Source organism: Hyunsoonleella pacifica (assembly GCF_004310335.1).
Taxonomy (GTDB): domain Bacteria; phylum Bacteroidota; class Bacteroidia; order Flavobacteriales; family Flavobacteriaceae; genus Jejuia; species Jejuia pacifica.
The window spans coordinates 1-13435 of the sequence record NZ_SIRS01000002.1 but is presented as its reverse complement, the minus strand read 5'-3'; the positions used below and the strand labels follow the sequence as shown (position 1 = coordinate 13435).

At 32.7% G+C, this 13435-nt stretch carries 10 protein-coding genes and 1 rRNA gene; 6 read left to right on the top strand and 5 right to left on the bottom strand.

From position 1 onward, the window contains the following. Window positions 1–39: 39 nt before the first annotated feature. A complete protein-coding gene (locus tag EYD46_RS03470) occupies window positions 40–537 on the bottom strand; it encodes a hypothetical protein (RefSeq protein ID WP_130935681.1) in 498 nt (165 codons plus the stop codon). Here EYD46_RS03470 and EYD46_RS03465 point away from each other — a divergent pair. Beyond that, entirely contained in the window at window positions 536–781 is a 246-nt protein-coding gene (locus tag EYD46_RS03465) for a hypothetical protein (RefSeq protein ID WP_130935680.1), read from the top strand. The genes EYD46_RS03470 and EYD46_RS03465 overlap by 2 nt on opposite strands. Here EYD46_RS03465 and EYD46_RS03460 read toward each other — a convergent pair. Continuing rightward, window positions 736–3174, bottom strand: a complete 2439-nt coding sequence (locus EYD46_RS03460) for a helix-turn-helix domain-containing protein (RefSeq protein WP_130935679.1) — start codon at window positions 3172–3174, stop codon at window positions 736–738. The genes EYD46_RS03465 and EYD46_RS03460 overlap by 46 nt on opposite strands. A gap of 501 nt (window positions 3175–3675) precedes the next feature. On the opposite strand from EYD46_RS03460, the gene EYD46_RS03455 reads away from it, so the two are divergent. From EYD46_RS03455 to EYD46_RS03435, 5 genes are all read left to right on the top strand, one after another. Next, on the top strand, window positions 3676–5238 hold the full coding sequence (locus EYD46_RS03455) for a type I restriction-modification system subunit M (RefSeq protein WP_130935678.1): 1563 nt from the start codon (window positions 3676–3678) through the stop codon (window positions 5236–5238). A gap of 1 nt (window position 5239) precedes the next feature. After that, window positions 5240–6370 (top strand): restriction endonuclease subunit S, encoded by a 1131-nt coding sequence (locus EYD46_RS03450; protein ID WP_130935677.1) that lies wholly within the window; start codon window positions 5240–5242, stop codon window positions 6368–6370. A 119-nt stretch (window positions 6371–6489) separates the two neighbouring features. Further along, window positions 6490–7896 carry a hypothetical protein gene (locus EYD46_RS03445; RefSeq protein WP_130935676.1) on the top strand — a complete coding sequence of 469 codons (1407 nt, stop codon included), beginning with the start codon at window positions 6490–6492 and terminating at the stop codon, window positions 7894–7896. Between the two features lie 9 nt (window positions 7897–7905). After that, window positions 7906–10743, top strand: coding sequence for a type I restriction endonuclease subunit R (locus EYD46_RS03440; RefSeq protein WP_130935675.1), 2838 nt, complete (start codon window positions 7906–7908; stop codon window positions 10741–10743). Between the two features lie 251 nt (window positions 10744–10994). Next, window positions 10995–11282, top strand: coding sequence for a GIY-YIG nuclease family protein (locus EYD46_RS03435; protein WP_130935674.1), 288 nt, complete (start codon window positions 10995–10997; stop codon window positions 11280–11282). A gap of 205 nt (window positions 11283–11487) precedes the next feature. On the opposite strand, the gene EYD46_RS17680 is transcribed toward EYD46_RS03435, so the two are convergent. The 3 genes from EYD46_RS17680 to rrf form a co-directional block, all read right to left on the bottom strand. Next, complete coding sequence (locus EYD46_RS17680; RefSeq protein WP_165454330.1) at window positions 11488–11664, bottom strand: hypothetical protein; 177 nt, start codon at window positions 11662–11664, stop codon at window positions 11488–11490. 69 nt (window positions 11665–11733) lie between these two features. After that, window positions 11734–13083, bottom strand: a complete 1350-nt coding sequence (locus EYD46_RS03430; protein WP_130935673.1) for an exonuclease domain-containing protein — start codon at window positions 13081–13083, stop codon at window positions 11734–11736. Between the two features lie 271 nt (window positions 13084–13354). Next, window positions 13355–13435, bottom strand: a 5S ribosomal RNA gene (gene rrf, locus EYD46_RS03425); the annotation flags it as partial.

Genomic DNA, 13435 nt, shown 5'->3' with positions numbered 1-13435 from the left:
TGTTAAGCTAAATACAGCCTAGTCTAAGAACTTATAAAATTATTCAGCAGAGATCTGTTTTGGTGTTGTAGGATTATATCCAAACTCATCATCATTAATCACAATACCCAAACTATCAAAAATGTAATTAATAATAGCGTAATGATGAATGGTATGGCTATTAGCCTGAGCCAACAACGCTCCGCAAGTATAAGGAATCTCCGTTTTTCCTAATCCTAAATCATCAGTTACTAAAACAGTATCATTAATATTGAAAGTAGCTGTATTTAATTTGCCAATAATGTCAACTAAATAATCTGAAGCACACCCACAATCACATTCTACAGCTTTATTTCTACTTCTAGCTGTTAAATCAACTTTACCTTCTTCAGCATTAAAAATACAATCGTAAAAATCTAAAATATGTCTGATGTGACACCCAATACTAGAATAATAAGGAGAAACTGAAGCATCACTCAACTGAGCGTTGGATAAATTATCTAGTAAAATTTGGGATTTGCGAAGTGTTTTAAGCGTGGATTGGATAATTAAGTTCATGGACACTAATTTAACTAAATATTTTGAATTTCAAACAAGACGTCGTTTTAGTCCAATCTCTAACAAATCCTTACATAAAATTAATAGCTTTTTAGATATTGAGCGTTGGATGTTGGGTATTGGGTTTTGGGATTTAGGTGTTAGGTTTTGGAATTTGGATTTTGAGGTGTTGGTAGAACTAGAACTAATGACTACCTACTACCTACCACCCAACGCATCAACTACCAAACGTAACTCCCCATAACTATACTTATCATCTAGCTGGTGTTTTAAATCTGATAAATTCTCAAAGGTAGTCTGAGGTATTAATACCTTCAATTCTTGATAATGCACTTCAGATATTAAGTCTGTAATCTTCACTTCTCCAGAAGACATAAAACTTGCCAAATGTCCAATAATAGTATTTGTATTCAACTCTCTAGCATCAGCAATTTCGGCTACTGACTTCCCAGATTGAAACAATCTTAGAGATTCACGTTTCGTATCCCCTTTTTTGCGCTTAGGTTTAGGCGCATCAAAAATTTCAACTTCTGCAGAAGTTTCAATATCATTTTCTTCGCAGTAAGCTCGAATTACCTTTAAAATAGCAGTACCATATTTTTCAACACGCGTTTTCCCCATCCCGTTTACCTTGAGTAATTCTGCTGTATTAGTAGGTAATGTCTCGCACATTTCATACAAGGTTTTTTGAGCAAAAATTTGATAATGAATCAAATCCTTTTCCTGTGCAATATCATTTCGCAGCATCCGTAGTTTCTCAAAGAGCTCCACATTACTTGTACCCTCAACAACTGCTTTTCTAGGTTTCTTAGGTTTTTCTTTGCCAGAAAACACCGATTTAGCACGTAACTCCAAGAATTGCTTCGCATTAAATCCAATGCCTAACGCTTTAAAATACAATACTTTTACCCGAAGTAAATCCTCAAAAGCATCCAACTGTTTGGTTATATCGCCACCTATCGCCTGGTTATCCGTAGTAAACACAAACGTTTTTAAAGGCTCCAAAATCTTGGTATCAGTTTCCACTTTAAAATAGGCAATCGCCTTTTTAAAACGCTCCTGTATTACAGTGCTATCTTCTGGTAAACTATCAGCATCAGAAAGCTGTTTTAGCTGTGTATTAAACCCATTAGCAACTTTTAAGAAATTGGTAATACAATCTTTTATAGGTATAAAAGTCTCCTCAATCTTTCCTTCCACTACGCTTCTATTCTTATAATACACATCTAAAATTCTATTCAACGGATACAAAGCACCGTAAAACTCAAATACTTCAGCAATCAAATCCAATTGAAATTGCTTTTGCGAATCTGCCAATACGGTTTCATCTGGAGCATTCTCTTCAGCAGCTTCATTGAAACTAGTCACATTACCATCACTAATAATCTGGTTAGCATGTATTTTGCTTTTCAATACCAAACCTTCCAAACTCTTACACCTACTTAGCGCCACATAGGTTTGCCCATGTGCAAACGCACCAGCAGCATCAATAATAGCTTTTTCAAAGGTTAAACCTTGGCTTTTATGTATGGTAATACTCCAAGCTAAACGTAATGGTATTTGGGTGTAACTGCCTATTTTCTCCTCAGTAATAGCCTTGGTATCTGCATCTACTGTATAATTAATATTCTCCCAAGTTTCTGGTGTTACGTTAATATTAAAATCATCCTCAGGGCAATGTACCACAACCTCGTCCCGCTCCAATAAAATTACTTTTCCAATCTTACCATTAAAATAACGCTTAGCAGGGTCGCTATCGTTCTTTACAAACATAACCTGCGCTCCTACTTTTAATTCTAACTTCACAGCATTAGGATAAGCGCATTCAGGGAATTTCCCATCCACTTCGGCCATATAAGTGAATGGTTTGGTAGTTAATTTTGCTAGTTCATTATTATTTGTTGCCTCTGCCTTATTGTTATGTGTTGTTAAACTAATATAACCTGCGTCAGGCTCTGGCGTAAAATCAGGTATAAACCGTTTGTTCAAAGTTGCAGCACCAGCCTGTGTTAAAGTATTAGTTCTAATCTCATTTAAAATATTGATAAACTTAGGATTTTCCTGCCTGTAAATATGCTTCAATTCAATAGTAATGGCATTGCATTGCTTAAACGCTAAACTGCTAAAAAAGAATCCATTGGGGTATACATGCTTTAACAACTCCCACTCATTTTCTTTAATTACAGGGGATAGTTGTTGTAAATCACCAATCATTAATACCTGTACCCCGCCAAACACCTTATTACGGTTTCTAAAGCGGCGCAACGTGCGATCAATCCCATCCAATAAATCGGCACGCACCATACTAATCTCATCAATTATCAAAAGATCCATGCTCTTGATAATATTGATTTTAGTTTTGCTAAATTTTCTATTAAAACCCTTGCCCGCACTCAAGTTAGTATCAGGTAAAATAGGACCAAAAGGCATCTGAAAAAAGGAATGTATCGTTACTCCCTTAGCATTAATAGCCGCCACACCCGTAGGCGCTACAACTACAAGACGCTTTAAACTATGCATCTTTAATCGGTGTAAAAACGTGGTTTTACCAGTCCCCGCCTTACCCGTTAAAAAAATAGAACGGTTGGTATTATTTACAAAGGCCCATGCCAAATCCAGCTCTTTATTCTCAGTCATTAATCCAAAGAAAAATTAAAAATTGAAGATACTAATTTGAAAAATCTTTAGGGCGGGTTTTTACCGAAAAAAAGTAAAAACTGCGCTATCCGCTATATCTTTTTATGGCGTCATTGCGAGAAGCGCAGCGACGAAGCAATCTGTTAAATCTATTTTCTATACCAAAACCAGTTTACACTAACCCATAAAAAGGATGCCACTACTATCGCTCCCGCGGGGCTTATCTGCTAAAGCCTTTATTAAAACAAACACCAACCCTATTTACCACCGTCATTGCGAGGTACGACGTGGTAATCTCATAAATAGAATCGTCATTGCGTTTTTACTGTCATTGCGAACGCAGTGAAGCAATCTCTCTATTGTTTAATCTTGTCGTTTTCCTTAATGAGACTGCTTTGCTTCGTTCCTCGCAACTCATCGCAGTGACGATAAAACTTAATCCAAAAAAGTGATATAATTCTGATAAAGATTTATATTTTTAGTGTTTACAAAAACTAACCAATGTCCGAAGCACAAAAAAAACTCCTAGAAACTCAATTATGGAATATTGCCAACGAGTTACGTGGCAAAATGGATGCCGATGAGTTTAGAGATTATATATTAGGTTTTATATTCTACAAATACCTTTCAGAAAAACAATATTTATACGCCAATAAGTTATTAGAAACAGAAACAGTTAAGGATTATTTAAAACTAACCGATGCAGAAGATCTGGAAGCAATTAAAGAAGAATCCTTAATCAAATTAGGCTATTTTTTAAAACCAGAGGAATTATTTAGTTCTATAGCAAAAAAAGGAAATGCCAATACCGAAAACGAAAGCAATTTTATTTTAGAAGATTTAGAAAGCATTCTAAACGGTATTGAGCAAAGCACTATGGGAACAGAAAGCGAAGACGATTTTAATAAGCTTTTTGAAGATTTAGACCTAAACAGTACCAAATTAGGTAGAAGCACCGAAGCAAGAAATGAGTTGATTGCAAAAGTATTATCACATTTAGATAAAATTGATTTTGCTTTGGACGATGCCGATGCTGATGTATTGGGTGATGCTTACGAGTATTTAATAGGGCAATTTGCAAGCGGCGCAGGTAAAAAAGCAGGAGAATTCTATACCCCACAGCAAGTCTCTAAAATATTAGCAAAAATTGTTACAACAGGTAAAAAACGATTAAAAAGTGTGTACGATCCTGCTTGTGGAAGTGGTTCGTTATTATTGCGTGTAGCCAGAGAGGTGGAAGTTGATGATTTTTTTGGGCAAGAGCTAAATAGAACCACCTATAATTTGGCACGTATGAACATGATTTTGCACGATGTGCATTATCGCCATTTTGATATTAAGCAAGAAGATACCTTATCGCATCCGCAGCATATCGATAAAAAGTTTGAGGCGGTAGTAGCAAACCCGCCATTTTCCGCAAAGTGGAAAGGAAAAGATAACCCACTTAATGAAAACGATGAACGTTTTAGCCAATACGGAAAGTTAGCACCAACAAGTAAAGCCGATTTTGCCTTTTTACAACACATGCTATACCAATTGGCAGATAATGGTACTATGGCTTGCGTATTACCACATGGTGTATTATTTAGAGGCGCAGCAGAAGGCATTATACGAAAGTATTTAATAAACGATTTAAACTATTTGGATGCCGTTATAGGTTTGCCACCAAATATTTTCTTTGGTACAGGCATACCAACCTCTATATTGGTATTAAGTAAATGTCGTGTAAACGATGATAACATTTTATTTATTGATGCCTCAAAGGAATTTGAAAAAGATGGTAATAAAAATAAGTTGTTGGATGAACATATAGACAACATAGTTAATACTTACAGGGAGCGGAAAACCATTGATAAATTTAGTTATGTAGCAAATTTAGATGAAATTGCAGAAAATGATTACAATCTTAACATACCGCGTTATGTGGATACGTTTGAGGAAGAAGAACCTGTTGATTTAAATTTGGTTTCTAATGAATTACAAGCATTAGAAAAAGATATTGCTGAAACAGATACTATCATAGCAGACTTTTGTGAGCAACTCAATATTAAAACACCATTTTAATATGAGTGAAGTGAAACAAGTACCAAAGTTAAGATTTAAAGAATTTTTAGATGAATGGAAAGTTAACCCATTTAAGAATTTGGTTAAAATCAGTCAAGGCTTACAAATAAGTATTTCAGATAGATTAACACAGCAAGAAAAAGGAAGTCTTTTTTATATTACAAATGAATTTTTAAGAGAAAAATCCGAAAAGAAATACTTTATAAAAGATGCTCCAAAATCTGTAATCTGTGATGAAGATGATATCTTAATGACTAGAACAGGGAATACAGGTAAAGTTGTTACTAATGTTGAAGGAGCCTTTCATAATAATTTTTTTAAAATTGCTTATCCAAAGAATATAAACAAGAACTTTTTAGTAAATTATCTGAATCTATATAAAACTCAAAATAGAATCTTAAGATTAGCAGGTACTTCAACAATTCCAGATTTAAATCATTCAGATTTTTATAAAATAAATTTCGTTTTTCCAACATTTGAAGAACAACAAAAAATAGCCAAATTCCTTTCCTCAGTAGATAAAAAAATAGAACAACTACAACAAAAAAAAAGCGGTTTAGAGCAATACAAAAAAGGCGTAATGCAACAATTATTTTCTCAAAAGTTACGATTTAAAGATGATAGTGGGAATGATTATCCGGAATGGGATAAGAAGAAGTTGGGGGAAGTTCTCAAAATAGGAAGTGGTAAGGATTACAAACATTTAAGAGAAGGAGAAATTCCTGTTTACGGAACAGGTGGGCTAATGACTTATGTTAATGATTTTTTATTTGATGGAGAAAGTGTTGGAATTGGAAGAAAAGGAACAATAGACAAACCTGTATTTCTTAAAGGTAAATTTTGGACGGTTGACACTTTGTTTTATACTCATTCGTTTAATGAAGTATTACCAAAATTTATTTACTTTCTTTTCTTGTTAATAAATTGGAAGAAATATAATGAGGCATCAGGAGTACCAAGTTTATCAAAAGCAACAATCGAAAACATAGACGTTTCAATTCCAAGCATACAAGAACAAACCAAAATAGCCAATTTCTTATCGGCTATTGATGCTAAAATACAATTAGTAACTACCCAAATAGAACAAACGCAACAGTTTAAAAAAGGATTGTTGCAACAGATGTTTATGTAAATTAATACCTAGTATTGGGTATGGTTTTAATTAGTGCAAATTATTTCTTTTATATTTATAAAAAGTTCTCGCCAAGATTAATTAATAGCATAACATTAATCACTAATTAACCAAACATTATGAGAACTCAAAAAATCTTATTTTTACTATGCTTTACCTTAATGAGTATTGCCGCAGTAAATGCTCAAAACAATCTTAAAAAGAAGATCGAAGAAGCTAAGGATACAATTAAATACTCTACTAAAGCTTATGAAGAAGATATTGAGAAACAAAAAACTTATTGGCAAAATCTAATTATTGAAGAACAACAAGGTAGAAACAGACAAAACAGAATAGATTATTATAGTGGTAGACAGCAATATGCAGAATTTAATAGCAAAATGAAAAATTTGTTTGTAGCCTCAGAAATTTCTAGTTTTTTCAATAATTCTGCTGATGTGTCTTTGCAACGGTATTTTGCTAATTACAATTCTACTAATAAAACCATCAATTTAGGTGTAAACTTTGATGGTAAAAACAGGGGAGAATTAGATAAGTTAAATGCCATTTTTACTTTTGGTGCCATTTTAAAAACATCTGAATCTTTTGGTACTATTTTTAAAGATGGTGATTTTGAAAAAGATAATCTTGCACTTACTTTTAAATACTCTAATTTTTCAAGTGGTTTTGTAAGCTTTGAAGGGTGGAGACGGCATAATGGCACGAGAAAAGAAAGGGTAGAAATAGTAAAAGCAAATAGAAATAGACTAAAAAATAATTATGACACAAAAAACACTACTTTTATAAAATCCCAATTTTCTGATGATATTAAATCATTAGAAATACTTCATGATTACGACGAAAACGAATTAATAAAACATATTGATGAATACGCTAAAAATAAAAGCAAAGATGTTTATGAAGAAATTGCAAAAGAAGAGGTTGCATATCTAAAAAAAAATAAGTTATACAAGTCGTTCCAGACCAGTTGGTATTCTTTTGATATTGTAATTCCTGCTGGTAGCGAATCTATATTAACTTCAGATTCAGAAAATAATACAGCAACAGTTGAAAATAGATTTTGGGCACTAAAGACCAGTGCTTCTTTGGGATATTTAATTAAGTATAGTAATGCTGCTTCATTTTATATAAGTCCAAAATTTTCATTTCAAAATAACAATAATATAAATTCTACCAACTCTAACGCTAAAGAATTTCAAACTTTTATAACACAATCAAATAACGAACGCGTAGTTACTGGATCTAAACAAGTACATATAATAGAATACGATGAGTTTTATACACCATCATTATCATTAGAAATTGCTAGTTTGTTCTTAGGAAAAGGATTTGCTGGCTTAAGTTTAAATCTAGAGAAAAATTTTGGAAAATACGATGATTTTAATTGGAAGATTGGTGTACCATTGAGTATTAAAGACAATAATGGAAAGCCTTCAATAAATATTGAAGTTCAATATAGACAAATTAATAGTATTAGAGAATTAGGCTTTTCTACTAGTATTTTATTAGGTAAATTAATAAACTAATAATATTAAATGACCAAACAACCCGAATATATTTTAGAAGAAAACCTAGTAAATCAACTTCAAGAATTAGGCTATAAAAAAGTAGTTATAAAAGATGAAGATGCTCTTATTAATAACTTAAAAATACAACTCGAAAAACACAATAAAGCATCTTATTCTGATACTGAATTTAAACAAATTTTAAATCATTTATCTAAAGGTAATATTTACGAGAAGGCAAAAACGTTGCGTGATAGAATTACGTACACTAAAGATAATGGAGACACGGGTTATGTAGAGCTTATTAATCAAATTCATTGGTGTAAGAACCAATACCAAGTTACCCACCAAATAACCATGGAGGGGAAATATAAAAACCGTTATGATGTAACCATATTAATAAATGGTTTACCCTTGGTACAAATAGAACTAAAACGCCGTGGTTTAGAGCTTAAAGAAGCTTTTAATCAAACCAATCGTTATGAAAGACATTCGTTTGGCTCTGGAAAAGGGTTATTTCAGTTTATACAACTTTTTGTAATAAGTAATGGAGTTAATACCAAATACTATGCAAATAATCCCGTTAAGGCGCGTTCATTCAAACAAACATTTTATTGGGCAGATGTTAATAATAAAATTATAACCCAGTTAAGTGAGTTTTCTAAATATTTTTTAGAGCCTTGTCATTTGTCAAAAATGATAACTAAATATGTTGTTTTAAATACTGCTAATACATTAATGGTACTACGTCCTTATCAATATTATGCCACTGAGGCTATTGTTGATCGTGTTAAAAAGAGTAATAAGTTTGGTTATATATGGCATACTACAGGTTCTGGTAAAACGTTAACCTCATTTAAAACAGCACAAATACTTACCAATTTAGAAGGCGTTCATAAAGTGGTTTTCGTTGTAGATAGAAAAGATCTAGATTATCAAACCATAAAAGAGTTTAATAGTTTTAGTGAAGGTAGTATTGATGCTACTAATAATACCAATGCTTTAGTAAAGCAATTATCTAATGATACTAAACTAATCGTTACCACCATTCAAAAACTGAATACTGCAATAAGCAAAACAAAACATTTTGAAAAAATGGAAAACCTTCAAAATGAAAAAGTGGTTTTTATTTTTGATGAATGTCATCGAAGTCAGTTTGGAGATACGCACAATCGTATTAAAGCTTTTTTCAATAAGTCACAAATGTTTGGTTTTACGGGAACGCCAATTTTTAAGGATAACTCAGTAAAAAATGCTTTAGGTAAACGTACCACCAAAGATCTATTTGATGAGTGTTTGCATAAATACGTCATTACGGATGCTATTCGAGATAGAAATGTATTAAAGTTTTCTATTGAATATATGAGTACACTTAAAGTAAAAGATGGTGTTACCGATATTAAAGTTGAAGACATAAATACTACAGAGGTTTTTGAAGACCCTACCCGATTAAATAATAATGTTGATTATGTAATTAACAATCACAGTCGCAAAACACACAACAAAAAGTTTACTGCTATTTTTTGCGTTCATAATGTGAAGACTTTAATAGCTTATTATGAATTATTCAAATCTAAAAAAGAAGCTGGTTTACACGATTTAAAAGTTGGTACTATTTTTTCTTACCAAGCTAATCAATTAGATGAAGATGCAAATGGGTTTATACCAGATGAAGATTATGAGGATTTTGTTGCTGAACCTGCATCACAATACGACACAAAACATACAAGAGAAAAATTAGAAGATTTTATTGTGGATTACAATACGATGTTTCAAACCAATTATTCAACCAACGAATTTTATGGGTATTATAAAGATATAGGGAAGCGTGTTAAAAATAGACAGGTAGATGTATTGCTAGTAGTAAATATGTTTTTAACCGGTTTTGATAGTAAATTACTTAATACTATCTACGTTGACAAAAATCTAAAATATCACGGTTTAATACAGGCATATTCGCGCACAAACAGGATTTTAGATGAAGTTAAATCGCAGGGGAATGTAGTTTGTTTTAGAAATCTTAAAGAAGCCACAGATGAAGCAATAACACTTTTTTCTAACAAAGATGCCATTGAAGATATAATTATTCAACCCTATGAAGATTATATAAAAAGTTTTAATGAGGCAGTAGCCCGTGTCACATCCATCACACCAACATTTGAAAGTGTTAATGATTTAATTTCTGAAGCTGAAGAATTAGAGTTTGTAAAGGCATTTAGAGAGTTAATGAGAGTTAAGAATGTACTAAGCACCTTTACAGAATTTAATTATGAAGATTTGCAAATGGATGAACAAACTTTTGAAAATTACAAAAGTAAGTACCTCGATTTGTATGACGCTATAAAATCAGAAACTCAAAAAGAGAAAGTTTCCATACTTAATGACATAGATTTTGAATTAGAATTAATAAGGAGGGACGAAATAAACGTAACCTACATATTAACACTATTGGCAAAATTAGCAGACTCTAAGAAACCAAAAGATAAAGAACAGCAGAAAAAACAAATTTCTGAAATGTTAGATTCTGAAATTCAATTAAGAAGTAAAAAGGAACTTATTGAGAAATTTATTGAAGAGAATTTACCTCTAGTTACAGACTCACATTTAATTCCCAATGCTTTTGAATCATTTTGGACGGAAGAAAAGAAAAATGCTATTGTAAATTTAAGTAAAGAAGAAAACTTAGATTTTAAAAAGTTAGTTGACGTTGTAAGTAACTATCTATTTACCGAAAAAGAACCACTTAGAGATGAGGTAATTGCAGTTATGAATAAACGCCCAAGTCTTAAAGAAAGAGCCAATTCATCAAAACGAATAATTACTAAAATAAAAGACTTCATTGAAACTTTTATTAATGGAATGGGGTAAAAACTATATCAGAACCTGTAAACTCACACCAAATAATCAGATATTATTGAGGGCTTTTACAACTGTAAAGAACAGCTTTTCCCTAACAGTTTCGGGAAAGCAATCTCATGAATACGACTGTCACTGCGAGGAACGAAGCAGTCTCTTAAAGAGAAACGTAAACAATAAACAGATTACGTCGTGCCTCGCAATGACATAGACAGATTGCTTCGTGCCTCGCAATGACAGTAAAACCGCAATGACGTATAAACATGAAACCAGGATACATTTACATACTAACCAATAAAAACAACACCACACTTTATGTTGGTGTAACTGCCTATTTAAAAGAGCGTATCATTCAGCATAAAGAAAAGCGTTATAAAAAGTCATTTTCAGCACGCTATAACTTAAACAAATTGGTGTATTACGAATCATTTCAAATGATTGGTGAAGCTATTGGCAGAGAAAAACAATTAAAAGCAGGAAGTAGAGCCAAAAAAATAGCACTAATAGAAAGCTTAAACCCAGATTGGGAGGATTTGTTTGATTCATTGTAACGTTAGCTCCTCCATAACGTCATTGCGAACGCAGTGAAGCAATCTCATGAAAAAAACGTTACTGCGAATCCTTACCGAAATGTCACTGCGAGGCACGAAGCAGTCTCATGAACAAAACGCTATAATAAACAGATTGCCACGTCGTTCCTCCTCGCAATGACAGTTCAATTTTTGCATTCGCGATGACGGTTCAATTATTACATTTTCACATCTCAACCAACACCCGCTTAATAATCTTTTGCACATCACTATTATCCTGTTGCCGTATTAAAAAGGTTTCAAAATCTTCGGTAGTGTTAATCTGTTCGGTTTTATCAATAAAACCATAACCTATTATTTTAATTATTCCATATTCCAATACAGAATATAAATCTAAAAACATTTGTTTTTCGACATATGATTCATGACGAAAGGCTACCCATTTTAATAGACAAAATCGAAAAAATAATTGTTATATAGTTGATGTCTCTTTTATTAACACCCGCCTAATAATCTTCTGCACATCACTATTATCCTGTTGCCGTATTAAAAAAGCTTCAAAATCTTCGATAGTGTTAATCTGTTCAGTTTTATCAATAAAACCATAACCTAGATACGTACCCTGTTCAATCATAATAAAGGCATCTTCATGGGCGTAGCGTCCCTTTTGTTTCAAAATAATATCTTTTTTATGTTGTTGTAAGCTTTCTAAAGCTTGTAAAGCACGTTGGTTATATACTTCTGGCGGTTCTTCATCTTTACAAATCCCTTTACAGGTATGTATTTTAAAATGATTACAGCTAGCAGCCGCTTCTTGTAAATGACAATATTTTGGGCACAAATAAAACTGACTGCAAATACGTTCTATTTCATGCCTACATTCGGTAATGGTATCTAAAATTAACACAGGATTTGGTGCCGCTTTAAGCGTATTATACGCCATATGAACAATACCTTTTCTATCGGTATAACTAAAAATAGCATAGCGCTTCTTAGAACGTTTTGCTACCTGATTATATTCTGGATAATGCTGTTTAATAGCCGCGTCTTCCATAAGCAACGCAATCAATTCGCTACCAGAAAGTTCAAAGTCGATATCGGCAGTCTCTCTGCACATGGCCAAAGACTTCTTAGTTTTACTGTAAAAATGACTTAAGACCCGCTTTTTAATGTCTTTAGCTTTCCCTACATAAATAATTTTCCCTTTTTTATTTTTAAAATAATACACACCGGGTGTGCTAGGTAAATTATTAAATACCGAAGTTGGTAAATGCGAAGGCAATGTGGCTTCTTTAGACGATTTTTTTAAGAAATCGCTAAATACAGCTTCGGCATTGTCTTGCTGCAATAAAAGCTCGAATAAAATAACGGTAGCTTCAGCATCTCCCCTAGCCCTATGTCTATCGGTAATATGTATATGTAAAGCATTACAAAGTTTCCCTAAACTATAGGATTTATGCCCAGGTATCAATTGTCGCGACAACCGAATGGTACACAGCTTCTTTCTGTTAAAATCAATTCCGATTGCTTTAAATTCGTTCCGAATGGCGTTATAATCGAAGTTCACATTATGCGCCACAAAAATGCAGTTATCAGTAAACGCTAGAATTGTTTCAGCTATTTCAGCAAACGTAGGCGCATCAGCTACCATGCCATTATCAATTCCCGTAAGTGCTGTAATATAATCTGGAATCCATTGCTCCGGATTAATTAAAGAGGTATACTCATCAACAACCTGTGTACCATCATATTTAAAAATAGATATCTCGGTAAGCTTATTGCTTTTCCCTGTGGTTTCAACATCTATAATAGTATACATCATACTGTGGACTAAATCTGGAGCTTTTTAAAGGAGAATAAAGATATTAATTATAATCTAAGAACTAAAAGAGAACAATTAGTCATTTCGAGAGAGTGAGGAACGAACGACGAGAAATCACATAAAGTATTGAATAACTCAAGTCATGTCGAACCTATAAAGACATTACATAATACTTTGCTATACTTTTAGTTTAAAACAAGTAGTATTTGACGAAGTGTAAAGTTTACTTCAAAAAAAAGAGTCTAACTACAATTGTAATTAGACTCTTCAAAAAAGGCGGCGACCTACTCTTCCACAAGTGTAGTACCATCGGCGCTAATGGGCTTAACTTCTCTGTTCGGAATGGTAAGAG